This is a genomic window from Actinoplanes utahensis, from assembly GCF_016862455.1.
GTDB lineage: Bacteria > Actinomycetota > Actinomycetes > Mycobacteriales > Micromonosporaceae > Actinoplanes > Actinoplanes utahensis.
This window is the reverse complement of the sequence record NZ_BOMZ01000042.1, coordinates 114219-136484: the sequence shown is the minus strand read 5'-3', so window position 1 is coordinate 136484 and position 22266 is coordinate 114219. Positions and strand designations below refer to the sequence as shown.

26 protein-coding genes and 1 pseudogene are annotated in these 22266 nt (G+C 71.4%); 19 read left to right on the top strand and 8 right to left on the bottom strand.

Translation table 11 applies throughout. From position 1 onward, the window contains the following. Positions 1–35 precede the first annotated feature (35 nt). Genes Aut01nite_RS15900 through Aut01nite_RS15880 form a run of 5 tightly spaced genes read left to right on the top strand, consistent with a single transcriptional unit; the run spans position 36 to position 5405 of the window. Positions 36–1370: an amino acid permease gene (locus Aut01nite_RS15900; RefSeq protein WP_052164480.1), complete on the top strand. Its 1335-nt coding sequence runs from the start codon at positions 36–38 to the stop codon at positions 1368–1370. After that, a complete protein-coding gene (locus tag Aut01nite_RS15895; RefSeq protein WP_043532030.1) occupies positions 1367–2587 on the top strand; it encodes an arginine deiminase in 1221 nt (406 codons plus the stop codon). Before Aut01nite_RS15900 ends, Aut01nite_RS15895 begins: the two co-directional genes overlap by 4 nt. A gap of 11 nt (positions 2588–2598) precedes the next feature. Then, positions 2599–3600, top strand: a complete 1002-nt coding sequence (argF, locus tag Aut01nite_RS15890) for an ornithine carbamoyltransferase (RefSeq protein ID WP_043532028.1) — start codon at positions 2599–2601, stop codon at positions 3598–3600. Position 3601: 1 nt separating this feature from the next. Next, the gene (locus Aut01nite_RS15885) at positions 3602–4549 is read left to right on the top strand and encodes a carbamate kinase (RefSeq protein WP_043532026.1); all 948 of its coding nucleotides are present in this window, start codon (positions 3602–3604) and stop codon (positions 4547–4549) included. Further along, positions 4506–5405 carry a metallophosphoesterase family protein gene (locus Aut01nite_RS15880; RefSeq protein ID WP_236643122.1) on the top strand — a complete coding sequence of 300 codons (900 nt, stop codon included), beginning with the start codon at positions 4506–4508 and terminating at the stop codon, positions 5403–5405. Before Aut01nite_RS15885 ends, Aut01nite_RS15880 begins: the two co-directional genes overlap by 44 nt. Here Aut01nite_RS15880 and Aut01nite_RS15875 read toward each other — a convergent pair. Then, positions 5377–5877, bottom strand: a complete 501-nt coding sequence (locus Aut01nite_RS15875) for a hypothetical protein (RefSeq protein ID WP_043532022.1) — start codon at positions 5875–5877, stop codon at positions 5377–5379. The two genes, Aut01nite_RS15880 and Aut01nite_RS15875, sit on opposite strands and share 29 nt — an antisense overlap. Before the next feature lie 114 nt (positions 5878–5991). Between Aut01nite_RS15875 and Aut01nite_RS15870 the strand changes: the two genes are divergently transcribed. Next, the gene (locus Aut01nite_RS15870; protein WP_052164479.1) at positions 5992–6540 is read left to right on the top strand and encodes an Rv1733c family protein; all 549 of its coding nucleotides are present in this window, start codon (positions 5992–5994) and stop codon (positions 6538–6540) included. Positions 6541–6603: 63 nt separating this feature from the next. Then, positions 6604–8010, top strand: coding sequence for an MFS transporter (locus Aut01nite_RS15865; protein WP_043532019.1), 1407 nt, complete (start codon positions 6604–6606; stop codon positions 8008–8010). Positions 8011–8015: 5 nt separating this feature from the next. Here the strand turns inward: Aut01nite_RS15865 and Aut01nite_RS15860 are convergent, their stop codons facing one another. From Aut01nite_RS15860 to Aut01nite_RS15850, 3 genes are read right to left on the bottom strand one after another with little or no spacing between them, the layout of a single operon-like run. Continuing rightward, positions 8016–8906 (bottom strand): YhjD/YihY/BrkB family envelope integrity protein, encoded by an 891-nt coding sequence (locus Aut01nite_RS15860; protein WP_052164478.1) that lies wholly within the window; start codon positions 8904–8906, stop codon positions 8016–8018. Further along, on the bottom strand, positions 8903–9316 hold the full coding sequence (locus Aut01nite_RS15855) for a DUF7144 family membrane protein (protein ID WP_043532018.1): 414 nt from the start codon (positions 9314–9316) through the stop codon (positions 8903–8905). The genes Aut01nite_RS15860 and Aut01nite_RS15855 overlap by 4 nt, the downstream gene beginning before the upstream one ends. A 25-nt stretch (positions 9317–9341) precedes the next feature. Then, entirely contained in the window at positions 9342–9746 is a 405-nt protein-coding gene (locus tag Aut01nite_RS15850) for a hypothetical protein (protein ID WP_152629077.1), read from the bottom strand. 115 nt (positions 9747–9861) lie between these two features. Here Aut01nite_RS15850 and Aut01nite_RS15845 point away from each other — a divergent pair, with 115 nt between their 5' ends. Continuing rightward, on the top strand, positions 9862–10410 hold the full coding sequence (locus tag Aut01nite_RS15845) for a hypothetical protein (protein WP_043532013.1): 549 nt from the start codon (positions 9862–9864) through the stop codon (positions 10408–10410). 167 nt (positions 10411–10577) lie between these two features. Here the strand turns inward: Aut01nite_RS15845 and Aut01nite_RS15840 are convergent, their stop codons facing one another. Beyond that, positions 10578–11864 carry a diacylglycerol/lipid kinase family protein gene (locus Aut01nite_RS15840; protein WP_043532010.1) on the bottom strand — a complete coding sequence of 429 codons (1287 nt, stop codon included), beginning with the start codon at positions 11862–11864 and terminating at the stop codon, positions 10578–10580. Positions 11865–12001: 137 nt separating this feature from the next. Between Aut01nite_RS15840 and Aut01nite_RS15835 the strand changes: the two genes are divergently transcribed. Genes Aut01nite_RS15835 through Aut01nite_RS15820 form a run of 4 tightly spaced genes read left to right on the top strand, consistent with a single transcriptional unit; the run spans position 12002 to position 14391 of the window. After that, on the top strand, positions 12002–12865 hold the full coding sequence (locus Aut01nite_RS15835; RefSeq protein ID WP_052164493.1) for a M48 family metallopeptidase: 864 nt from the start codon (positions 12002–12004) through the stop codon (positions 12863–12865). A gap of 55 nt (positions 12866–12920) precedes the next feature. Next, positions 12921–13151, top strand: coding sequence for a DUF8691 family protein (locus tag Aut01nite_RS15830; protein WP_043532007.1), 231 nt, complete (start codon positions 12921–12923; stop codon positions 13149–13151). A 12-nt stretch (positions 13152–13163) separates the two neighbouring features. Further along, positions 13164–13838 carry a potassium channel family protein gene (locus tag Aut01nite_RS15825; protein WP_236643121.1) on the top strand — a complete coding sequence of 225 codons (675 nt, stop codon included), beginning with the start codon at positions 13164–13166 and terminating at the stop codon, positions 13836–13838. Next, a complete protein-coding gene (locus Aut01nite_RS15820) occupies positions 13831–14391 on the top strand; it encodes an HdeD family acid-resistance protein (RefSeq protein WP_052164477.1) in 561 nt (186 codons plus the stop codon). Before Aut01nite_RS15825 ends, Aut01nite_RS15820 begins: the two co-directional genes overlap by 8 nt. 1010 nt (positions 14392–15401) lie before the next feature. Here the strand turns inward: Aut01nite_RS15820 and Aut01nite_RS15815 are convergent. Then, the gene (locus Aut01nite_RS15815) at positions 15402–15842 is read right to left on the bottom strand and encodes a DUF2231 domain-containing protein (RefSeq protein ID WP_043532180.1); all 441 of its coding nucleotides are present in this window, start codon (positions 15840–15842) and stop codon (positions 15402–15404) included. A 355-nt stretch (positions 15843–16197) separates the two neighbouring features. Between Aut01nite_RS15815 and Aut01nite_RS15810 the strand changes: the two genes are divergently transcribed. The 5 genes from Aut01nite_RS15810 to Aut01nite_RS15790 all read left to right on the top strand — a co-directional run bounded on the left by Aut01nite_RS15810 (position 16198) and on the right by Aut01nite_RS15790 (position 19858). Beyond that, a complete protein-coding gene (locus Aut01nite_RS15810) occupies positions 16198–16530 on the top strand; it encodes a diguanylate cyclase domain-containing protein (RefSeq protein WP_052164476.1) in 333 nt (110 codons plus the stop codon). 28 nt (positions 16531–16558) lie between these two features. Further along, positions 16559–17284 (top strand): matrixin family metalloprotease, encoded by a 726-nt coding sequence (locus tag Aut01nite_RS15805; RefSeq protein WP_043532005.1) that lies wholly within the window; start codon positions 16559–16561, stop codon positions 17282–17284. A gap of 41 nt (positions 17285–17325) precedes the next feature. After that, entirely contained in the window at positions 17326–19083 is a 1758-nt protein-coding gene (locus Aut01nite_RS15800) for a cellulase family glycosylhydrolase (protein ID WP_043532003.1), read from the top strand. A gap of 4 nt (positions 19084–19087) precedes the next feature. After that, a complete protein-coding gene (locus Aut01nite_RS15795; RefSeq protein ID WP_043532001.1) occupies positions 19088–19405 on the top strand; it encodes an antibiotic biosynthesis monooxygenase family protein in 318 nt (105 codons plus the stop codon). Between the two features lie 69 nt (positions 19406–19474). Further along, on the top strand, positions 19475–19858 hold the full coding sequence (locus tag Aut01nite_RS15790) for an STAS domain-containing protein (RefSeq protein WP_152629076.1): 384 nt from the start codon (positions 19475–19477) through the stop codon (positions 19856–19858). On the opposite strand, the gene Aut01nite_RS15785 is transcribed toward Aut01nite_RS15790, so the two are convergent. Together Aut01nite_RS15785 and Aut01nite_RS15780 are read right to left on the bottom strand one after the other, a co-directional pair. Continuing rightward, a complete protein-coding gene (locus Aut01nite_RS15785) occupies positions 19827–20393 on the bottom strand; it encodes a DUF6346 domain-containing protein (RefSeq protein ID WP_043531997.1) in 567 nt (188 codons plus the stop codon). The two genes, Aut01nite_RS15790 and Aut01nite_RS15785, sit on opposite strands and share 32 nt — an antisense overlap. 53 nt (positions 20394–20446) lie before the next feature. After that, positions 20447–21157, bottom strand: coding sequence for a carbonic anhydrase (locus Aut01nite_RS15780; RefSeq protein ID WP_083999948.1), 711 nt, complete (start codon positions 21155–21157; stop codon positions 20447–20449). A gap of 165 nt (positions 21158–21322) precedes the next feature. Here Aut01nite_RS15780 and Aut01nite_RS43500 point away from each other — a divergent pair. Both Aut01nite_RS43500 and Aut01nite_RS43495 read left to right on the top strand, forming a co-directional pair. After that, positions 21323–21706, top strand: a pseudogene (locus Aut01nite_RS43500) (GNAT family N-acetyltransferase); the annotation flags it as partial. A 129-nt stretch (positions 21707–21835) separates the two neighbouring features. Then, the gene (locus Aut01nite_RS43495) at positions 21836–22204 is read left to right on the top strand and encodes a cyclic-phosphate processing receiver domain-containing protein (RefSeq protein ID WP_236643130.1); all 369 of its coding nucleotides are present in this window, start codon (positions 21836–21838) and stop codon (positions 22202–22204) included. Positions 22205–22266 lie beyond the last annotated feature (62 nt).

The following is a 22266-nucleotide window of genomic DNA, read 5'->3' as shown; positions in this document are numbered from 1 at the left end:
TGCCCGCCGGACGGTCCGGCGGAGAGGCTGGCGCCATGACGCAGCAGGAGTTGGCCGAGGACACCCACACTCTGGGCCTGCCGCAGGCCACCGCGCTGATCCTCGGCACCATCATCGGCGTCGGGATCTTCAATCTGCCGTACTCGCTCGCCTCGATCGGGCCGATCAGCATCGTCGCGATGGCGCTGACCACGGTGGGCGCGCTCGCTCTGGCGGTGATGTTCGCGTCGCTGTCGCGGCGGATGCCCGCCGACGGCGGCCCGTACGCCTATGCCCGCGCCGCGTTCGGCGACGGTGTCGGCTTCCTCAACGCCTGGTCCTACTGGATCACCGCGTGGGCCGGCAACGCGGCGATCGTCACCGGCTGGGTGTTCTACGTGGAGAACTTCGTCAACTCCGACGGAGTGGTGGGCTGGTCGATCGTGATCGCCCTGATCGGGATCTGGATCCCGGCGGCGATCAACCTGACCGGCGTGAAGAGCATGGGCGTGGTCCAGGTCTGGACCACGGTCATCAAGTTCATCCCGCTGATCATCATGTCGACTGTCGGGCTGTTCTTCATCAGCACCGCCAACTACAGCCCGGCCAACGTCAGCGGCGAGACCGACCTCAGGGCGGTCGGCAGCGCCATGGCGATCTGCCTGTTCAGCTATCTCGGCGTGGAGTGCGCCGCGGTGGCCGCCGCGAAGGTCCGCGACCCGGGCCGCAACGTGCCACGGGCCACCGTGATCGGGACGCTGGGCGCTGCCGTCGTCTACCTGCTGTCGATGGTCGCGGTCTTCGGGATCGTGCCGACGACGGTGCTGGCCGAGGACGCGAACAAGGCCTCCTACTCGGTGGCCGCGACCACGATGGCCGGCGGCGACTGGGCCGGTGACCTGGTGGCGCTCGCGGTGATCGTGTCCGGCATCGGCGCGCTCAACGGCTGGACCATGATCTGCGCCGAGATGCCGCTGGCCGCGGCGAAGGACGGGCTGTTCCCGGCGCTGTTCGGGCGGATCTCGAAACGCGGGGTGCCGGCCGCCGGGATCATCTGCTCCAGCCTGTTCGCGACGGTCGCGATGGTGGTCAGCTACGCCGGGGCGAGCGGCGCGACGGTCTTCAACACGCTGGTGCTGATGAGCGGGATCACGGCCGCGATCCCGTACGCCTTCTCCGCCCTCGCCAAGATCAAGTGGCGCCGGGAGGGCGGCATCGGCGACCTGATCATCGCCATCGTGGCGCTGATCTTCTCGATCCTCTTCATCTGGTACTCGCGCAACTCCGGTGACGACTGGTTCGTCGTGTGGGGCCCGTTCCTGATGGCCGGTGGCGCGTTCCTGCTCGGCATACCCGTCTACGTGTCCATGCGCAGAAGGAGCACCCCATGAGTTTCCACGTCGACTCCGAGACCGGCCGGCTGCGTCAGGTGATCCTGCACCGGCCCGGTGTCGAACTCAGCCGGCTCACCCCCGACAACGTCCGCGACCTGCTCTTCGACGACATCCTCTGGGCCCGCCGGGCGCGTGAGGAGCACGACGCCTTCGCCGAGGTCCTGCGCGAGCGCGGGATCAAGGTGCACTACTTCGCCAAACTGCTCGCCGACGTGCTGGACATCCCGCAGGCCCGCAACTGGGTGCTGGACCGGATCGTCACCGACGACACCGTCGGGCCGACCCTGGCCGGGCCGCTGCGCCGGCTGGCCGAACAGGCCGAGAGCGTGAAACTCGCCGACTACCTGATCGGCGGCGTGCTGAAGAACGAGCTGGCCGGGTTCACCGTGAACAGCCTGCGCTGGGAGCTGATGGGCGCCGACGACTTCGTGCTCACCCCGCTGCCCAACCACCTGTTCCAGCGGGACAACTCGGCGTGGATCTACGGCGGGGTCAGCATCAACCCGATGGCGATGCCGGCCCGGCTGCGCGAGTCGGTGCACAGCGCCGCCATCTACCGCTTCCACCCGATGTTCACCCTCGCCGACTTCACCATCTGGTACGGCGGCGACGACCAGCCGCACCAGCCGGCCACCCTGGAGGGCGGCGACATCCACGTGCTCGGCAACGGCGCGGTGATGATCGGCCTCGGCGAGCGGTCCACCGCGATGGGGGTGGAGAACCTGGCCCGCAGCCTGTTCAGCAACGGCGTGGCGACCAAGGTGATCGCGATCGAGCTGCCGCACTCGCACGCCATGATGCACCTGGACACGGTCATGACGATGATCGACCGGGACACCTTCGTGATGTACCCGTACCTGCAGGAGTCGCTGCGGTCCTGGACGGTGCTGCCCTCGGGCGACCCGGACGGGCTGGAGGTGATCCGCAACCCCGACCTGTTCGCCACCATCGCGGAGACCCTCGGCATCGACAAGATCCAGGTGCTGGAGACCAACGAGGACATCCGCGCCGCCCAGCGCGAGCAGTGGGACGACGGCAACAACTTCCTGGCCGTGGAGCCCGGCGTGATCGTCGGCTACGAGCGCAACGTCACCACCAACACGTACCTGCGCCGTCAGGGCATCGAAGTGATCACCATCGCCGGCGGTGAGCTGGGCCGGGGCCGGGGTGGGCCTCGCTGTATGACCTGCCCGATCGAACGCGACGCCATCTGAGGGGATGGGACATGTCATTCAACCTGCGTAACCGCAGCTTCCTCAAGGAACTCGACTTCACCCCGCAGGAGTGGAAGTTCCTGCTGAGACTCGCCGCGGAGCTGAAGGCCGCGAAATACGCCGGCACCGAGGTGCCACGCATCAAGGGCAAGAACATCGCGGTGATCTTCGAGAAGACGTCGACCCGGACCCGCTGCGCCTTCGAGGTGGCCGCCCACGACCAGGGCGCGCACGTCACCTTCCTCGACCCGGGCAGCACCCAGCTCGGCCACAAGGAGTCGGTCAAGGACACCGCGCGGGTGCTCGGCCGCTTCTACGACGCCCTGGAGTACCGCGGCTTCGGCCAGGAGAACGTGGACATCCTGGCCCGTCACTCCGGTGTGCCGGTGTGGAACGGGCTCAGCGACGAGTGGCACCCCACCCAGACCCTCTGCGACATCCTCACCATGCGCGAGCACACCGTCAAACACGACAACGAGATCGCCTTCGCGTACCTCGGCGACGCGCACAACAACGTGGCCAACTCGCTGCTCATCGGCGGCGCCATGATGGGCATGGACGTGCGCATGGTCGCGCCGCAGTCCCGGTGGAACCCGGACGAGGTGATCAAGGCGGCGCAGAGCATCGCCGAGACCACCGGCGCCCGGATCACCCACACCGAGGACGTGACCGAGGGCGTCCGCGGCGCCGACTTCCTCTACACCGACGTGTGGCTGTCGATGGGCGAGCCCAAGGAGGCGTGGGACGAGCGGATCCGGCTGCTGAAGCCCTATCAGATCAACATCGAGGCGGTACGGGCCACCGGGAACCCGGCGGTGAAGGTGATGCACTGCCTGCCGGCCTTCCACGACCGCAACACCAAGGTCGGCCGGGAGATCCACGAGCACACCGGCATGGAGTCGCTGGAGATCACCGAGGAGGTGTTCGAGTCGCCGTACTCGATCGTCTTCGACCAGGCCGAGAACCGCATGCACACGATCAAGGCGATCATGGTCGCCACCCTCGGGTCCTGACATGCGCATCGTCATCGCGATCGGCGGGAACGCGCTGCTGGAACGCGGTCAGAAACCGGACGCCGAGGTGCAGCGGGCCAACGCGCTGCGGGCGGTCGCCGCCCTGGCCCCGCTCGCCGCCGAGCACGAGGTGGTCATCACCCACGGCAACGGCCCGCAGGTCGGCATGCTGGCGCTGCAGAGCGCCGCCGACCCGGCGCTCGCCGTGCCGTACCCGTTCGACGTGCTGGGCGCGCAGACCCAGGGCATGATCGGGTACTGGCTGCTGCAGGCCCTGCAGAACGCGCTGCCCGGCCGGCAGGTCGCCGCGATCCTGGACCAGACCCTGGTCTCGGCCGCCGATCCGGCCTTCGGCGAGCCCACCAAGTTCGTCGGCCAGGTCTACGACGAGCAGACCGCCCGCCGGTACGCCGACGAGCGCGGCTGGTCGATCGCGGCGGACGGCGACAGATGGCGCCGGGTGGTCCCGTCGCCACAACCCCAGCGGGTCGTCGAGACCCGGATCATCCGGCAACTGCTCTTCTCCGGCGCGATCGTCGTCTGCGCCGGCGGCGGCGGCATCCCGGTGATCCGCGACGAGAACGGCAACCTCGCCGGCGTCGAGGCCGTCGTCGACAAGGACCTGGCCACCGCGGTCCTCGCCGAATCCCTGGAGGCCGACGCGCTGCTGCTGCTCACCGACGTGCCCGCGGTGGTCCGCGGATTCGGTGGGCCGGATCCGCAGCCGATCGGCCGGGCCACCCCCGCGCAACTGCGCCGCGAGGACTTCGCGGCCGGTTCGATGGGGCCGAAGGTGGAGGCGGTCTGCCGGTTCGTCGAACTCACCGGCGACCTGGCGGCGATCGGCGCTCTCGAGGACGCCGCCGCCATCCTCGCCGGGAAAGCGGGCACGGTCGTCACCCCGGGTGGGGACTACGGGGGACCACACGACCTGCGCCCGCCCCGGTGAGAAGGGCCACCCCACCGGCGGGCGCAGCCACAGCGCCCGCCACGCCGGCCCGGACCCGATGCCGCCGGGCCGGGCCGGCCACCCCATGAACCGGCCCGTCGTCGTCGCGCACGTCTCCGACCTGCACCTCGGGGCACACGACCCGGCCGCGGTGGCGAGCCTCGCCGCGGACGTGGCGGCGGCGCGGCCGGACCTCACCGTCGTCACCGGCGACCTCACGATGCGGGCCCGTACCGCCGAGTTCCGGCAGGTGCGGGCCCTGCTGGAGACGCTGCCGGAACCGCGGCTGACGGTGCTCGGCAACCACGATCTGCCGCTGGTGAGCTGGCGGCGGCTGTTCCTGCCGTACCACCGCTGGCAGACCTGGATCGACGCGGACCCGCAACCGGTCCGCCACGCCGCGGGGATCACCGCCCTGGGCCTGACCTCGATGCCGCGCTGGCGCTGGAAGAACGGGCGGGTCGACGCCCGGCACGCCGCCGCGGTGGTCCGCATCCTCGGCGGCGCGCCCGCCGGTGACCTGCGCGTGCTGGCCCTGCACCATCCGCCGCTGGCCACCGGGACCGCCCGGCTGTTCGGCGCCCGCCGGCTGCTCGACGCGGTCCGGGCCGCGCGTGTCGACCTGGTGCTGGCCGGGCACACCCACCTCCCCGACGTGCGGGTGCGCGGCCGGCACGTGTTCGTGGTCGCCGGCACCGCGACCAGCCGGCGGACCCGCGGCGCGGCCTGCTCGTGGAGCCTGATCAGCGCCGACCGGGGCGAGGTCGTGGTGCGCGAGCGCTATCTCGGGCCGGGCGGCTGGCACACCGGCCGGGTGGTCAGCGCGGTCAGTGCAGCTGTGTCTTCAGGACGATGAGGGCCGCGCCGAAACTCCCGGCGACAAGGGTCGACACCAGGCGTTCCGCGGCACGCAGGCGGCCGCCCGAACCGATCAGCCAGCCGGACAGGCAGAGCAGCCCGGTGGTGCAGGCCAGCGACGCGATCACCGCCGTCTCCAGTTGAGCCCCGGCCAGCCGGGCGCCGACCAGCACCAGCAACGGCAGGCCGCTCGTGGTCACCATCTCCCAGCCGGTGGTGAGCTGACGCCGCACGGTGTGCCAGGTGGGACGGTGGCCCTCGTGGAGTCGTTCGGCGACGATCCGGGCGTACCGTTCGGCCAGCCAGTAGATGGTCAACGTGACCAGCACGGCGACCGACATCCGCAGCGCCGTCAGCGCGTGCGAGGCGACCAGCACGGCCGCGCCGACGATCAGTCCGTAGATTCCGGAGGCGGTGGCCTCCATGTCGTCGTGCCGCAGACGTACCCAGATCGAGCCGGTCGCCGGCATGCCCGCCCCCTCCCGTGGTTTCTCCTGCCGACGTCAGCGTCGCCGGGCCGCCGTGGCCGATCCTCACCCGGCACGGATGAAACCCGCGCCGAGAAAATTCGCGATGCTGCGAGGATGTTCGCCCGGAAACCCAATCCCCTGCGCCGCGGCTCGGACCGGTTCGAGGCCGGCATGCTCCTGTCCCTCTTCGTGTGCACCCTGCTCGCCGCCCCGATCCTGGCCTGGTGGGCGGCCGGTGTCAGTTACCGGGCCGACCAGCAGGCCATCGCCTGGGAGCGGCAGAACGTGTTCCGGGTGGAGGCCGAGCTGATGCCCGGAACCGATCCCGGGACCGAAGCGACGCCCGGCTGGTCCCGGGCCTCCTGGACGGCGCCGAACGGCACGAAACGCAGCGGCCTGGTCACCGTGGTGGCCGGGCAGCGGCCCGGCGACCGGGTGATGATCTGGGTCGAGCGGGACGGCGACCAGCGGGGCGCGCCTGGCGACCGGAGCCCGGTCGCGCGGGCCGCGCTGATCGCCGTCGTGGTGGTGGCGGCGGTCGCCGCCGCGATGAACGCGCTGCGCCGCCTCGGCACGGCAGTACTCGAACGCCACCGGGCCCGCGGCTGGCAGCGGGAATGGAGCGAGGTCGGCCCGCGCTGGAGCCGCGACCTACTCCCCTGAGGAGGATGCCCTCGCGGTCCGTCCGGGCGTTGGCTGAAATCCTTCCGATCTGAGGGGTGCACCATGACGGAACGGACCAGCACCGGCCGGTTCCCGGCCGGGCTGCGGCGGGCGCTCGTCGCGTTCGCCCTGGCGCAGTTCATCTGCAGCTTCGCCGGCTCCAACATGAACGTGATGATCACCGACATCAGCAAGGACCTGAACACAGGAGTTCAGGGCGTGCAACTGGCCATCACCCTGTTCCTGCTGGTGATGGCGGCGCTGATGATCCCCGGCGGCAAACTGACCGACGTGTTCGGGCGCAAGTGGTGCCTGCAACTCGGTCTGCTGCTGTTCGGCAGCGGCGCGCTGATCAGCGCGTTCGCGCCGGGCCTGGGCGTCCTGATCATCGGGTACTCGATCCTGGAGGGGGTGGGCACCGCCCTGCTGATCCCACCCGTCTACATCCTGACCACCCTGCTCTTCCAGGACATCGGCTCCCGGGCCCGGGCCTTCGGCGCGATCAGCGCGATGGGCGGCATCGGCGCCGTCGCCGGGCCGCTGATCGGCGGCTTCATCGCGTACGCCGTGAGCTGGCGCGCCGCCTTCGTCCTGCAGACCCTGATCGTCCTGGCCATCGTGCTGCTCGCCCGCAAGGCCGTGCACGACCCGCTGCCGGCCGACCGGTCCCTGCCGTTCGACGTGGCCGGGGCGATCCTGTCCGCCGCCGGCCTGGTCCTGATCGTGATGGGCATCCTGGTCGCCGACGAGAACGCCGCCATGACCCCGGCCCTGGTGATCGCCGGTGTCCTGATGCTGGTCTGGTTCTTCCTCCGGGTCCGGGCGATGGAGCGGGCCGGCCGCGAGCCGCTGCTGTCGCTGGCCCTGTTCCGCAAGCGCGCCTCCAACCTGGGCCTGATCACCCAGAACATGCAGTGGCTGATGGTGATGGGCACCTCGTTCGTGGTGTCGACGTACCTGCAGGTGATCAAGGGTTACAACGCGATCGAGACGGGCGCCGTGTTCACCGCCACCACGGTCGGCGTGCTGCTGTCGTCGGTGTTCGCCGAGCGGATGGCCCGCCGCCGCCCGCAGCGCACCCTGATCATGGCCGGGTTCGCCGTCACCGTCGCCGGCATCGTCCTGCTGCTGTGGCTGGGCAGCGCCACGGGCGGCATCGGGGGCATGATCCCCGGCCTGTTCATCATCGGCCTCGGGCTCGGCGGCATGCTGACGCCGTCGGTGAACGTGGTGCAGTCCAGCTTCGGCGAGGATCTGCAGGGGGAGATCTCCGGGCTGTCCCGCAGCGTCTCCAACCTGGGGTCGTCGCTGGGCGCGGCGCTGGCCGGCACCATCCTGGTCGCCGGGGTGGACAGCGCGAACCCCGACCGCGCCTACCTGTGGGCGATGGCCGCGGTCGCCGGGGCCGGGGTGATCGGCCTGATCGCGGCGACCTTCCTGCCGCGTACCCGGCCCGGCGCCGTCGTCTGAGCGGCTCAAGGCGACCCGGCCGGCTCGCGCGTCTGCTCGCGGATCAGCAGAGCCATGGCGCGGCGGTCGGCCCGGGTGGGCCGGGACGGATCCAGGGAACGCGGCCACAGCCGGGCGTGCCGGACCGCCGCCACCTCGGCCGCCAGGACCAGCACGTTGCTCAGCACGTACAGCATGGTGAACGCGCCGGCCACGGTCGCGAACCCGCCGTAGATCCAGCCGGCGCGGCGGGCGAGCTCCGGCAGCACCACGGCGCCCAGGTTGAGCACCCCGGTCACCCCGGCCGCCCCGATCACCGCCGCCGGCGCGGTCGCCGCGACCGGGGCCGGCCGCATCAGCAGGATCCGGGCCGTCACCGCCAGCACCGCCGCCACCACCGCCCAGGTGCCGGGCACCGACAGCCACGGCACGGCGGCGACGTTGACGACGCCGACGGCCACCGCCCCGGCGAGCACGACCGCCAGGGCCGCCGTCGCCCGCAGGTAGCACGAGACGATGCCGGCCCGGTCCCGGACCGGCACGGCGGCCAGGTGATTGAGGGTCTCGTACGCGCTGAGTGCCACCCCGATCCCCGCATAGACCAGCCATCCCACGCCGAGCGCCAGCGCCGTGCCGGAGCCGGACATGGCCGCCACCGACGTCTCGATGTCCGGTTGCAGGTTCGGCGGCACGATCGCGGCGACGAGCTCCCGGCGCAGCTCCGGCCGCCGGGCCAGCACCAGCGACGCCGCGGCCACGCCGAGCAGCAGCACCGGGAAGAGGCTGAGGAACCCGTAGTAGGTGATCAGGGCTGCCTCGCGCGGCCCGCCGTCGTCGAGGTACTTGCGGATCACCGCCCACCCGAACCCCAGCGCGGGCCGCCGTCGCTGCAGCTCGTCCAGTCGCCGGAGGATCACTTCCCGTACGCGTCGGCGACCTCGCCGCCGTGCGCCGCGACCGAGTAGATCACCACCGCGGACAGGGCGATCGCGATGATCGACCAGATCGGGTGGGTCGCCGCGAACGTGAAGTTCAGCAGGGCCGAGCCGGTCGCGAGGACGATCGCCGTCACCCGCGCCCAGCTCAGCCCCCGGATCAGCCCGACGCCGGCGACGATCAGGACGGCTCCGGTGACCAGGTGGGCCCAGGCCAGCCCGGTCAGCGGGATCGGGAGGAGCAGGTCGGCGCGGGTGCCGGCGAGCACCGCCGGGCGGGCCAGCGCGACCAGCCCGGTGTAGGCGTGCACCGTGCCGAGGAGCACCAGCATCACGCCGCCGAAGAGCACCCAGGCGACCCATCCGGTCGCCCGGCTCTGTTCCACACGCATCGCCGTCTCCTCGTACGAATGGGGGTCAGCAGGTCTGCTGGATGGCGTCCTGCAACGTCCGGGCGCTGGACCGCACGCCCTCGACGGAGGTGCGGACGGCGGCGAGCTTGTCCCGGCTGGGATCCTCGCGCGCCGCGTCGACGCTGGCCCGCAGCGCCGTCACCGACGCCCGCAGCGCGTCCGCCTGGTTGCCGAACTGGGCTTTCGCGTTGCCGACCAGCACGTTGAGCTGTTCCAGCAGGTCGCTCACGTACGGCTTGAGCGCGCTCAGCCCGTTCTCGGAAACGTTCGTCTGCTTGATGTGGTCCACGGTTCTCTGCACGGCCTCGGCGCTCTCACACACCGCAGGGACCGCGGGCTCGTCCCCGGCGCATCCAACGGTGGATCCGGCGAGCAGGAGGCCCATGGCGATCGGGAGTAGTCGCTTCATGAGGTGAGGGTCGCCCGCCGCGCCGACCGGCACGTCACCCCCGCCGGATGAGGCGCCGGGCCACCGGCGGGCCGGAGGATCGGAGCCGGTATCACGCTGAGGTGAGGAGTCGAAGATGGCCATCGGTCCGGTCCAGTTGATCGTGCTGGGTTTCCCGCACCCGAACTTCCACGGCGAGGTCATCGCCGAGCTGGAACGGCTGCGCAAGAGCGACACCGTACGGGTGATCGACGCCCTCGCGGTCTACAAGGACGAGGACGGCGAGCTGGAGGTCGAGCACCTGAGCAACCTGACCAAGGAGGAGGCGGTCGAGCTGGGCAGCAAGGTCGGCGCACTGATCGGCCTCGGCATCGAGGGGGAGGAGGGCGCGGTGGCCGGCGCGGCCCTGGGTGCCGCCGCGGCCGAGGACGGCGTGGACGTTCTCGACACCCCGAAGACGTGGGACGTGCTCGGCGACATCCCGCCCGGCACCGCCGCGGCCCTGCTGCTCATCGAGCATCACTGGGCGGTGCCGCTGCGCGACGCGATCGCCCGGGCCGGCGGCTTCCGGCTGTCCGACGGGTTCGTCAGCCCGCTCGATCTGGTCGCGATCGGCCTGCTCGCGGCCGAGGAGGCCAAGGAACTGCACGACCTGGAGACGGCCGCGGCCGCCTCCGGCAACTGATCAGAGGAGGTGCTCGACATGTTCGGTTCCCGTAGGGTCGCCCGGCGCACCGGCCGCCGGACCGCACGCCGCGTCACCCGCCGCGTCGTCCGCCGCCGCTGAGATTCCCGTGTGTGTGGTTCGGACGCCAGGGGCGCCCGAACCACACACTTCTTCTGTGGCTCGGGTCAGCGGGACAGGGCCAGGCGCCGCAGTCGTGTCCAGTCCAGTTCGGGCAGCGCCGCCCGGACGCCGGGACGTTGCCGCGGCACCCGCACGCGCAGCGCGGCCGGCCGGATCGTGCAGCGCACCGGCGTCGGCAGCAGCACCGATTCGCCGTCGACGCCGACCGGCACGGCCGGGGCGTCCGCGTCGACCACCGCCTCGGTGACGGTCCGCACGGTCAGCGACCGGGCCCGGCCACGACCGCCGATCAGCCGGGCGGCGTCGGCGGCCCCGCGCACCGTCACCGCCAGCACCCCGAGCGCGCCGCGGTCCAGCTGCGGCCGTTCGCCGAGACCGGCCACGTCGCCGGTGGTGTACGGATTGTTGCTGATCAGCACCGCCTGCGGCCCGTCGATCACCAGGTCGCCGGCGTGTACCCGCAGGCGCGGCCCGGTGGTCCCGGTCAGCGCGCCCGGCAGCAGCTCCAGCGTGGTGCCGACCTTGTCGTCGCGGTAGGCGGGGCTCTGCACGACCGACGCGTACGCCCCGAACGACGCGTTGTTGACGAACGTCCGGTCCCCGATCAGACCCAGGTCCACGTGTATCTCCACACCGTCGGTGAGCGCGTCCAGGCAGGTCGCCGGATCCTCCCGGTCCAGCCCGAGGTCGAGCGCGAAGTGGTTGCGGGTGCCCGCCGAGATCACCAGGAACGGCACCCCGTGCTCGGCGGCGACCCCGGCGACCAGCGCCTGCGTGCCGTCGCCGCCGGCCACCCCGAGCAGGTCGGCGCCGTCCTTGATCGCCTGTCGGGCCACCTCCGCCACGTCGACGGCGGGCCCGTCCAGCAGGAACACCCGGGCGCCGAACTCGCGGGCCCGTTCGGCGAGGCGGAAACGTTCCACCTTGCCGCCGCCCGAGCGCGGATTCATGATCAGGTACGGGTTCTGCGGCGCCGGCGTCGGGAACTCCTCCGGCCCGTGCCCCGGATCCACGAGGGCCCGCCGCCCGGCCGCCACCGCGACCACCCACAGCAGCCCCACCACCACCGCCACCCACAGCAGTCGATGGCGGATGTAGACGATCGCCACCACGATCGGGACCAGCGCCACCACCGCCCCCGCCAGCCACCGCAACAGTCCCCGGTGAGTGAGGAACCACCACGCCGCGGCCAGCCCGGCCGCGGCGCCGAGCGCTCCGGTCAGCAACAGGCCCAGGCTGCCCCGAAACCCGGCGACCGCGAGCACGAGGACGACAGCGGCGGTCACGGCCGCGAACGCGAGCCGGGCCTGCCAGACGGCTGCTGTGGACATGGGTTCCTCCTCCGGCGTACCTGCGTGATGTGCAGCCTCCCGCCGCGGCCGGGACCGGTCCTCATTCCGGCGGGATGAGGCGCGCGGGCGCCGCACGGCGGATGGTCACCGGAAACCGGCAGAACAGGAGATCCGTCGTGTCCACGTCCTCACGGCACCGACCGGAAGGTCCGCTGCGGCATCCCGCCGAGCTGCCCTTCTACATCTTCATGGTGGTCCTCAACGTGATCATCATCGCGTTGATCGTCCAGGCCGCGATCACGCTGCCGCTGCTGCTGGAACGCTTCCAGGGCACCGGCTGGGCGGCCGCCGTCCGGTCCGCGGTGATCGGGCTGTTGCTGCTGGTCCCGGCGCTGGTGGTGATCCGTGAGACGCAGCGGGCGTCGATCCGCGGCACCGCCGTCGAGCTGTCCCCGCGCCAGTACGGCGACCTCTACCGCACCATGGACGAGTTCTCCCACGAGCTGGGCCTGAAGCGCCGCCCGAACCTCTACCTGGCCAACGGCAACGGCACCCTCAACGCGTTCGCCGCCCAGGCCACCGGCCACGACTACGTGGTCCTGGCCAACGAGCTGTTCGTCAACCTGCAGCAGAACAACCGGGAGGGGCTGCGGTTCATCCTCGGCCACGAACTGGGCCACATCCGGCTGCACCACGTGTCGCTCTGGTACCAGCTGTCGGTCGCCTACTCAGAGCGGATCCCGCTGCTCGGCCCGGCCCTGTCCCGGCTGCGCGAGTACTCCTGCGACCGGCACGGCGCCCGGCTCGCCCCGGGCGGCGCGTCCGGCCTGGTCCTGCTCGCCTCGGGACGGCACACCGAGCACACCACCGACGTGGAGCAACTGGTCCGGCAGGGACAGCAGCTGCGGGGCTTCTGGGTGGAGATCGCCCAACTGCCGATGTCGCACCCGTTCACCGTGCGGCGTCTGGAACGGCTGTTCCGGGCCGGGCTGTTCCACGCCCGGGTGCGGGGCCCCGAATCCGTCATCCCTCCGGGATGACGTGGCCGATCCGGGACGAGGCGAAAGCTGGCAGGAACGACGGGAGGGGCGGGTCATGCCGGAGGCGACATATCAGGTACGGGTATCGGGAGTGATCCCTGAGGAGATCCTCGCCGACCTGCGGGATCTGACGGTGACCGTGGAACCGCCGGAGACCGTGCTGCACGGATCCTTACCGGACCAGTCGGCCGTCGTCGGCCTGATCTCCCGGATCCACGGGCTCGGCCTGCGCCTCATCGAGGTGCGGCGGCTGCCGTCGTCGGACGTGCCCGGCCCCGGTTTCTGAATCGGGCCGGGGATGATGGCGATCGGCCGGCCGCCGCGCGGCGGCTACGGGCTCGTGCTGTTGATGATCATCGGTACGTACCTGATCGCGCTGCTGGCCACGAACCGGTGGATGGTCGTGCTGCTGCTGTTCGTGCAGACCCTCACCGTGTGGCAGGCGCTACGGGTGTCCGGGGCGCGGGCCGGCATGCGCCTGGCCGCCGCCGCGGTGTTTGCGCTTGCCCTTGCCGCGGCCGTGCTCAACCTGGTCGCCCAGAACTCGCCGCTGGTCGGCTACACGTTCCTGGCCGCCAGCGTCCTCTACCTGCTGGCCCCGTTCTCGATCGTCCGGGACCTGGGCCGGCACCGCGGCGTCGACGTGCAGACCATGCAGGGCGCTCTGGCCGCGTACCTGCTGATCGGCATGGCGTTCGCGTTCGCCTACGAATGCCTCGCCGCGATCCAGCCGGGACCACTGTTCGGCGACGACGGCGACCCCGGACTCCCCGGCGTCCTCTTCTTCAGCTTCATCACCCTCACCACCACCGGGTACGGCGACATGGTCCCGGCCGGGAACCCGGCACAGACCATCGCCGTCGTCCAAGCCCTGACCGGACAGCTGTTCCTGGTCACCGCGGTCGCCAAGGTGGTGGAGAACTGGCGTCCACGGGCCTGGAAGCCCGTACCCAAAGGAGACGGCAATGACTGAGCCGACCCACATCACCACCATCGGACCGTCCCGCACCCGGGTCTGGCTGCGCCTCATCGCCGGCGTGGCCACCATCATCCTCGGCATCGTCGCGTTCGCCTGGCCGCAGGCCACCCTGCGCGTCGTCGCCTTCGTCTTCGGCATCAACCTGCTGATCCTGGGCGCCTTCCGGATCATGCAGATGCTCGTCACCACCGGTGTCCCCGCGCTGCACCGGGTCCTCGGCATCCTGTTCGGCCTGATCGCCTTCGTCGCCGGGGTGCTCTGCCTGGCGAACGTGGCCACCTCCCTGTCCCTGCTGCTGCTGATCGTCGCGTTCGGCTGGATCGTCGACGGCCTCGGCGAGATCTTCCTGACCATCGGCCGCGGCGAGCCCGGCGGCGGCTGGCGGATCGCGGTCGGCGTGCTGATCGTCCTCGCCTCCATCGCCGTCCTGGTCTGGCCCGGCCTGGGTCTGGCGACCTTCGTCCTGATCGGCGCCACCACCCTGGTCTTCGCCGGCATCTGCCTGGTCCTCGCGGCGATCGCCGGCCTCCGCACCGCCCACCCCTGACCACTCGCGGTCCGCGCGGGCTGCTCTCCACCCTTTCGCCGGTACGGGCCACGCACGGTCCCGTGCCTCGCGGCGGCCACGGCAGGCGTCCCCTCACGGCCGCCCCCCCTGGTGCCACTCATACATGCCCCTCACGGCCCCCAACCGCCATGCGCGGCGACCCGCGGCCCGTACCAAACCGTAGATGGGGACCGTCCGCGCGTGCAGCGGCGAACCTTGTCCGGCCGGCTCTCACCGCTGCTCCCGCACGCTGAGACAGCACTGACCCTGCTGGCCGATTGCCCGACCCCTTGTCGATCTTGTGAGGCCGCGGTGAACCGGGGCCTTCTGCTCGACTCTCTACTGATCTCGTCAATTCCTCGATGTCGTGAGCCGATTCAGCGCCGACCACCGAGATCGTGATCGATTCGCCTTCGGAAACGAGCCTTCTTCTCGGCTGCGCCTCGCCGCCTCGCCGCCTCGCTGTCTCGCGGCTCCGCCGTCTCGCCAGACTGGCGTTTATCGACCTCGCGCCGCGATCTTGGACGATTTGCCATCGATTCCGGTGGTCTATCGTCCAAGATCGGGACGGCGGGACGGCGGGACCGCGGGACCGCGGGACGGCGGGACGGCGAGGCGCCCGCCGCCTCGGCAACCGAGCAGAAGACTTGAAAAACGGGGTGAATCGATCAAGATCGCCGCACGGCGCCCCGGAGACGAGACGCCCGCTGAGGACGTGACGGAGAAGGTCCTGGTGAACCGGGGGGAGCAGACCCACCGGTTCGCTCAGATCTCGTACGTGACGTGCGAAGAAGGGGTGACCATACGCCGCCGGTAGGCGGACGAGGTTTCCTTTCACCGCGCTCGGTGGGGTGACCGCGCCGTGCATGCATGAGTGGCACCGGGGGACGGTCGTGAGGGGACGCCTGCCGTGGCCGCCGCGAGGCACGGGACGGTGCGTGGCCCGTACCGGCGAAAGGTTGGAGAGAAGCGCCGCGGACCGGAAGTGATCAGTGTGGTCGCTACGGCGGTCAGCGGAGGGACTCGGCGACGGGGGCGCGGGGGTCGGCGAAGCGTCCGCTGAACCAGGCGCCGAAGGCGGCCACCAGCAGGCCGCACAGTTCGAGGAGGAGCAGGCCCGGATCGGCGGCGCGGTCGGGGGTGCGGACGCGCATCAGGGCCAGCACCGCGAAGACGATCAGCACACCGACGTCGAGGAGCAGAGCCAGGAAACCGATCCGGGTCGACTCCGGGCCCACCGCGGAGAAGGCGTCGACGCCGGCGGCGACCGCGGCGGGGAGGCCGCCCACCAGGCCGGCCACGATGTTCCAGTAGGCGACGGTGCCGATCATCGCGGGAGCGCCGAGCAGGGTGGCCAGGTCGAAGACGAACGCCATCCAGAACAGGCCGAGCGGGAACATCAGCAGCAACGGCTGCACCCCGTGACCCCCGAGACGGAGACGGCTCTGCATGCGACGGTTCCCCCTGGCGTGCCGGTCGGAACGGAACACCTCACGGTCGATCGGCGAGGCCCGTCAGGCGTCACCCCGAGCGGGTGAACGGGTGGCGCGCAGGGGTGAAACCCACCTGCCGGGTCCTCCGGGACGAGGGCCTTCCCGGTGGCGAGGGGTCTTCCGGAGTGACGGTTCTCGGGGGCGAGGGCCTTCCGGGGTGAAGGTTCTCTGGGGGTGACGGTTCTCCGGGGTGAGGGTCTTCGGGACGAGGGTTCTGCGGGGTGCGGGTCTGGAGGCTGCGCATCGCTGGAGCGGAAGCCTCAAGCCCGGCCGGGGCGCGCCGATGAATGCGGGGTCCAGGCCAGCAGGGGAGGTGCCGCGTCGTGCCGCGGCCGGTGACGAGTTGCTGACCTGGGTGGCGGCGACGCTGCGCGAGCAGGTCCACGCGCACGACATCGTGGGCCGGCTGGGCGGCGACGAGTTCGTGGCGCTGCTCGGTGATCCGTCGAGCGCGGCCCGGGTGCGTTCGGCGCTGGCCGCGCGGACCGGGGCGAGCATCGGCGTCGCGGTCCTGGACGTCGACGGCGCGGACTTCGACAGCCTCTACGCCGTCGCCGACGCGCGGCTCCACCAGCAGAAGAAACACGCAACCGGACGGCAACCACACACCGACCAGGACGGCACCGGGCTGCTCACATCCTGGTGATTCCACGACAGAACGGAATCGCCTGCAGATGAAGCGTGCCCTGCTCCTCCTTGCCACGGTCACGGCGCTGGTGACCGCCCTGCCCGGAGTGGCGCAGGCCGCCGCGGCCGGCAGCGCCCGGTCCTTCGCGTTCATGAGCCAGACCCGGGGCGCCGGGCTGATCGCCCGCTGGAACCCCTGCGGCGGCGCGATCGACTACCGGGTCAATCTGGACCGGGCCCCGAAGAACTCGCTGCCCGAGGTCAAGACGGCGTTCGCCCGGATCGCCGCGGCCACCGGCCTGACCTTCCGGTACGCCGGGACGACGACCGTGATCCCGCAGGCGAACAAGGGCTTCACCGGGAAGTACCCGGCGGGCACCGAGATCGTCGTCGCCTGGGTGAACCCGGGCACGCACAGCAAGTGGCTGCCGTCCGGCGCGAAGGCGCTGGGCATGGGCGGCGGCGCCTGGCAGACCGCGTACACCACGACCGGCGCCGACGCGCTGCGGATGGTCGAGGGTTCGGTGGTGCTCAACGCGCCCGCGGTCAAGTCGATGGCACGTGGGTTCGGGGCGGTCCGCGGTGGCACCACCGGTGCGGTGCTGATGCACGAGATCGGGCACGCGATCGGCCTGGGCCACCCGGACCAGAACGACAAGAGCCAGATCATGTACCACACGATCACCTCGAAGAAGGCGGTGTGGGGCGCCGGCGACCTGACCGGCCTGCGCCGGGTCGGCAAGGCGTCCGGTTGCCTGAAGGACCGCCGCTGAGGGGGGTATCGATAATGTGACGAAGTGATTACCGTCGATACATGCGGGCCTTCCTCGTCACACTTCTGCTGCTCGTGGTGGGTGTGGCGGTTCCGGCGCAACCCGTCGAAGCCGCCCCCACGGATCCCTCCGGCCGCCAGATCGTGCTGCGCGGCTTCAACGTCTCCGGCAGCACCAAGCTGTACGAGAACGGGCTCCTGCCGTTTCGTACCACCGCCGACGCGGCCGGTGCCGCGACCCTGATGCGCGACCTGACCGGCGCCAACGCGATCCGCTTCCTGATCAGCTGGGAGGGGGTGCAGCCGGCCCGGGACCGGATCGACACCGCGTACCTGGACCGGGCCGCCGACCAGATCCGGCAGTTCACCGACCGCGGCATCCGGGTGCTGCTCGACTACCACCAGGATCTGTACTCGTCGCACCTGTTCGACCCGGACAGCTGGTACACCGGCGACGGCGCCCCGAAATGGGTGATCGACGCCGGGACCTATCCGGACGAGTCCTGCGGCATCTGCCTGCTGTGGGGCCAGAACATGCTCACCAACGGCGCCGTCCGGTCGGCGATGTACGACTTCTGGCGCAACCGGCACGGGGTGCAGGACGCGTACCTGGCCCAGGCCCGCACCGCGCTCACCCACCTGCGGCAACGGCTCGACCTGTCGATGATGCTCGGCGTCGACCCGTTCAACGAGCCGTTCGACGGCGGGCTCGACGGCGCCTCCGGAACCACCTGGGAGGCCACTTGGCTGCTGCCGTTCCATCAACGGTTCCGGGCCGTGATGGACGCCGCCGGCTGGACGTCGCTGCCGGTGTACGCCGAACCGCTGGTCTTCTGGAACACCACGTTCGGCGAGGCCGGCGGCTTCAGCACGATCCCGCCGCTCGGCACCCGGTACGTGTTCAACAGCCACTACTACGACGGCGCCCGGATGACCCTGGACCCGACCGCGGCCGCCGACGGCACCTACAGCGCCGCGATGAACCGGATCCGCGACCGCGCCGCCGCGCTCGGCACCAGCGCGTTCGTCTCCGAGTTCGGCAACTCGATGGACGCCTCCCGCACCCCGTGGATGATCCGCGCCATGTACCAGGGGCTCGACTCGCGGCTGCCCGGCAGCGCGTTCTGGAACGACCCGGCCGCGTCCGGCCCGGTGCTGTCGGCCACCCAGTGGCAGTGGGACGTCTACAGCGGGCAGCACCGCGAGGCGATGAACGGGAACCCGGCCAGGATTCAGACCGAGGGGGACGCCTGGAACGGCGAGGACCACTCGGTCATCGCGAACGGGGCGCTGCGGCTGGACCGGCGGGTGCTCGACCGGCTCTTCCCCAGCGCGGTGGCCGGATCCACGATCGCCTTCGGGTACGAGGACCTGGCCCGGGACGGGTTCGCCGGCGCCGGCCGTCAGCAGGCGTGGCTGACCGTGCCGTCCCGGCTGCCGGCGATCGCCGGGCTGGTCGCCGGCCGGCAGTACGGCGTGCTGCTCTGGCGGGAACCGGCGACCCCGATCGGCGCGCCCACCGAACTGCATCTGCCCGCATCGTTCCCCACCGGCCGGACCGTCGTCGTCTCCGACCTCGGCACCCGGTCCGGGCTCGCCGGAAGCGGCCCGATCGCGGTCGCCACCGAGGTCGGCGCCACCACCGCCCGGCGGCTGCTGCTCGACGCGGGCGGCTCGGCGCCGGGGACCGTGCACGTCGCCCTCGTCGTGAACGCCGCCGACGTGGCGACGGTGCCGGCGGCCACCCTCGCCGCCGTGCGGACCGAACTCCTGGCCTGGGCGGCGGTCGTGCCAGGATGAGCGGATGTCGATCGCGGCCACACCGGAACCGCCGTACGTAGCGGTCATCTTCACGTCGCTGCGTACGGAGGGTGATCAGGGATATGCGGCGATGGCCGCCGCCATGGAGCGGCTCGCCGAACGCCAACCCGGCTATCTGGGCATCGAATCGGCCCGGGAGGAGACCGGAATCACGGTCTCCTACTGGGTTGATCAGGCAGCCGCCCGCGCCTGGAAGGACGTCGCCGCCCATCTGGTCGCTCAGCAGCGCGGACGCGAGATCTGGTACCGCGACTACCGGGTCCGGGTCGCCACCGTGGAGCGTGATTACGGTCCGTCCTGACCTGTAAGCCTGGTCACGTGTCATGCGCCGTTAGGGCCGCTGTAATCATCGGCGAGTACATCCGTGTACATGACCGACCCGCATTATGAGATCCAGCGAACCCGCGGCCGGACGGGAATCACCGTCCATCTGCACCTGAGCGGCGCCTTCGACCGCGACGCCGGCCGGGTGCTGCGCACCGCGATGCGGGACACCTTCGCCTCCGGCCGCCGGGGCCTGCGCGTCTTCGTCGACGTGTCGGCTGTCGAGTCGATCGGCAGCGAATGCATCGACCTGCTGCTCGTCGGATACACCAGAGCGCTGCGCGCCGGCCACGGGTACGAGATCGTCAACGCGCACGGCCACATCCGGCAGGCGCTCGCCCTGACCGGGCTCTGCGAGCCCGAGACCCTCTACGCCCCCGACGACTGGACCGGCGACCTCATCGGAACGCCCACGCCATATAGCGTTTGAGCAGGACGAGACTGCCGACGAGGAAGATCGAGCCGCCGGCCGCGCAGAGGGCGATCATCGCCAGCACGTGGGCCGGCGACTCGCGCAACTCCGGCCGGGAGATGCCGTAGCCGATCCGGATCCGGTCGCCGGGCTGCTCACCTTTGAAGAAGCCGGCCTCCTCGACGAGGATCCGCTCGGCGGGGTACTGCCTCCACCCCTCGCGGTCCCACTCCACCCACAGATAACAGACGTCGTAGAAGCCGATGCCCTGCAATACGGTCAGGGGCCCGCGCCGCTCGCACCGCTCCACGGTCGCGGTGCCCTCGACCGAGGCGTCACCGAAGTCACCACCGGTGTGCCGCCCGATCGTCGCCCCGGCGTTGAACACCAGCCATCCCGCCACCGTCGCCAGCAGCAGCCCCCACGTCGGCATCCGGCGGTCGCCGGGAACGGTTCGCGGGGACGTCCACCGCGCCTTCCTCCACCTGTCGGCCTCGGCCATGGCGCGCACCGCCGCGCGCCGCTGCTCCGCCGTCTCCCGTCTCCCCGTCATGCCCATCCATGCTGCCCCATGCCGTCACGCGGGCACGCCGGTGCGGGCCGGGCTCAGCCGAGCAGGGTGACGACGCCGGTGTCCAGGTCGTAGCGAGCGCCGCTGACCACCGTCTCGTGCCGGTCCACCGCCGACCGGATGATCTCGCTGTGGGTGATCAGCGCCCGGGTCTGCGCCCGGACGTTCGCCTGCACCGCCTTCTCCAGGCCGTCCGGATCGCGGGCGTAGGGCGCGACGATCGGCCGCAGCGCCGCGACGATCGCCGCGATCCGGCCGGGCGGTGTCGTGCCGGCGCTGACCGCGGCCAGGGCGGCGGCCACGGCCCCGCAGCGCTCGTGGCCCAGCACCAGGACCACCGGCGGGGCGAACTCCGCCACGGCGAGCTCGATCGAGCCGAGCAGCAGATCGTCCACCACGTTGCCGGCGACCCGATTGTCGAACAGGTCGCCGACGCCCTGGTCGAAGAGCATCTCGGGCGGCACCCGCGAGTCGGCGCAGCCGAGCACCACCGCGAACGGCCGCTGGGACGCGGCGACCTCACGCACCCGGTCCGGGCCCTGCCGCGGGCGCGTCGCCCGGCCTGCGACGAACCGCCGGTTGCCGGTGAGCAGCGCCTCCAGCGCGCCGGACCGGGCGGTGACGGCCGGCCCGGCCGTGAGCGGGTCCGCCCCTGCGATCACGGCGAGCGGGTCGGGGCGCGCGGCGAAGGCGAGCGGATCGCCGGTGAGCGCGTCGCCCGAGGGCCTGCCGGGGAGCGCGGGCATCCAGACCTCCAGAGGCAAGGCGCGGTGGCCGGGAGAGGGGTGCCCCGACCATGGTAGGCCGCCTGAAACCCACAGCGTCTCTCTTCGGCATCCGCGTCAGGATGGACCAGGGGTACGGCGATTTTCCCGTCGCGCGGTGGCGGGGCCGTGTGTGATCGTGATCAGATGCCGCAACCGATCCTGCGTACCGAACGGATGCTGCTGGTCCCCCTCGAGGACCGGCACCTCGACCTGGAGGCCGAACTCGACTCCGATCCCGAGGTGCTGCGCTACATCGACGGCCGGGCCCGCACCCGCGAGGAGGTCGTCGAGTACCACGAGAAGCGGATGGAACTGGGCCGCCGGGTGGACGGACTGGGCTACTGGGCGGCGTTCGGGGACGGCGACGACTTCATCGGGGTGATGATGCTGCCACCGGCGGCGGAGCCGGGGGAGGCGGAGCTCGGCTACCGGCTGCTGCGCCGGCACTGGCGCCGGGGCCTGGCCTCGGAGGCGGCCGGGGAGCTGCTGCGGCACGGCTTCGAGACCGCCGGGCAGCACCGGATCACCGCGCAGACCATGACGGTCAACGCGGGCTCCCGGGCGGTCCTGGAGAAGGCCGGCCTGCGCCTGGTGCGGACGTTCTTCCCCGACTGTCCGCCGATCCCGGGTTCGGACGAGGGCGAGGTGGAGTACGCGATCACCCGCGCCGCATGGCTCGCCCGGCACCGGCTCGTGATCCTCGTCGACGACCTGCGCTCGTTCGCCGACGGGCGGCCCACCGAGGTGGCGCGAACCAGCGCCGAGGGTGTGGCGCTGCTGACCGCGCACCGCGACCGCCGGATCGACGAGCTGTGGCTCGACCACGATCTGGGCGGTGACGACACCATCTGGCCGGTCGTCGAGGTGCTGGAGCGGGCCGCTTTCGAGGAGCGGCCGTACGACATCGGCCTGATCCGCGTCCACTCGTCCAACCCGGCCGGTGCCGCCAGGATGCGCCGGTCCCTGGACCGGTGGGGCTACCCGGTCCGGATCGTCACCGGAACCGCCGAGGTGGGCCGGTCGTGAGCCGCTGCCGGAGAGGGGTGCCCGCCGGCCCCGGAACTGGATCTTCTGGAAGACTGCGGCCG

What these genes read in the sequence shown, in the direction of transcription:
- Aut01nite_RS15855 (WP_043532018.1), bottom strand. Translation starts at nt 9,316, where the DNA reads ATGCGTGTGGAACAGAGCCGGGCGACCGGATGGGTCGCCTGGGTGCTC.
- Aut01nite_RS15790 (WP_152629076.1), top strand. Translation starts at nt 19,475, where the DNA reads ATGACCGACCCGCATTATGAGATCCAGCGAACCCGCGGCCGGACGGGA.
- Aut01nite_RS15825 (WP_236643121.1), top strand. Translation starts at nt 13,164, where the DNA reads ATGATGGCGATCGGCCGGCCGCCGCGCGGCGGCTACGGGCTCGTGCTG.
- Aut01nite_RS15870 (WP_052164479.1), top strand. Translation starts at nt 5,992, where the DNA reads ATGTTCGCCCGGAAACCCAATCCCCTGCGCCGCGGCTCGGACCGGTTC.
- Aut01nite_RS15815 (WP_043532180.1), bottom strand. Translation starts at nt 15,842, where the DNA reads ATGCAGAGCCGTCTCCGTCTCGGGGGTCACGGGGTGCAGCCGTTGCTG.
- Aut01nite_RS15845 (WP_043532013.1), top strand. Translation starts at nt 9,862, where the DNA reads ATGGCCATCGGTCCGGTCCAGTTGATCGTGCTGGGTTTCCCGCACCCG.
- Aut01nite_RS15785 (WP_043531997.1), bottom strand. Translation starts at nt 20,393, where the DNA reads ATGACGGGGAGACGGGAGACGGCGGAGCAGCGGCGCGCGGCGGTGCGC.
- Aut01nite_RS15885 (WP_043532026.1), top strand. Translation starts at nt 3,602, where the DNA reads ATGCGCATCGTCATCGCGATCGGCGGGAACGCGCTGCTGGAACGCGGT.
- Aut01nite_RS15865 (WP_043532019.1), top strand. Translation starts at nt 6,604, where the DNA reads ATGACGGAACGGACCAGCACCGGCCGGTTCCCGGCCGGGCTGCGGCGG.
- Aut01nite_RS15850 (WP_152629077.1), bottom strand. Translation starts at nt 9,746, where the DNA reads ATGAAGCGACTACTCCCGATCGCCATGGGCCTCCTGCTCGCCGGATCC.
- Aut01nite_RS15840 (WP_043532010.1), bottom strand. Translation starts at nt 11,864, where the DNA reads ATGTCCACAGCAGCCGTCTGGCAGGCCCGGCTCGCGTTCGCGGCCGTG.
- Aut01nite_RS15830 (WP_043532007.1), top strand. Translation starts at nt 12,921, where the DNA reads ATGCCGGAGGCGACATATCAGGTACGGGTATCGGGAGTGATCCCTGAG.
- Aut01nite_RS15900 (WP_052164480.1), top strand. Translation starts at nt 36, where the DNA reads ATGACGCAGCAGGAGTTGGCCGAGGACACCCACACTCTGGGCCTGCCG.
- argF (WP_043532028.1), top strand. Translation starts at nt 2,599, where the DNA reads ATGTCATTCAACCTGCGTAACCGCAGCTTCCTCAAGGAACTCGACTTC.
- Aut01nite_RS15805 (WP_043532005.1), top strand. Translation starts at nt 16,559, where the DNA reads ATGAAGCGTGCCCTGCTCCTCCTTGCCACGGTCACGGCGCTGGTGACC.
- Aut01nite_RS15800 (WP_043532003.1), top strand. Translation starts at nt 17,326, where the DNA reads ATGCGGGCCTTCCTCGTCACACTTCTGCTGCTCGTGGTGGGTGTGGCG.
- Aut01nite_RS15895 (WP_043532030.1), top strand. Translation starts at nt 1,367, where the DNA reads ATGAGTTTCCACGTCGACTCCGAGACCGGCCGGCTGCGTCAGGTGATC.
- Aut01nite_RS15795 (WP_043532001.1), top strand. Translation starts at nt 19,088, where the DNA reads ATGTCGATCGCGGCCACACCGGAACCGCCGTACGTAGCGGTCATCTTC.
- Aut01nite_RS15820 (WP_052164477.1), top strand. Translation starts at nt 13,831, where the DNA reads ATGACTGAGCCGACCCACATCACCACCATCGGACCGTCCCGCACCCGG.
- Aut01nite_RS15780 (WP_083999948.1), bottom strand. Translation starts at nt 21,157, where the DNA reads ATGCCCGCGCTCCCCGGCAGGCCCTCGGGCGACGCGCTCACCGGCGAT.
- Aut01nite_RS15875 (WP_043532022.1), bottom strand. Translation starts at nt 5,877, where the DNA reads ATGCCGGCGACCGGCTCGATCTGGGTACGTCTGCGGCACGACGACATG.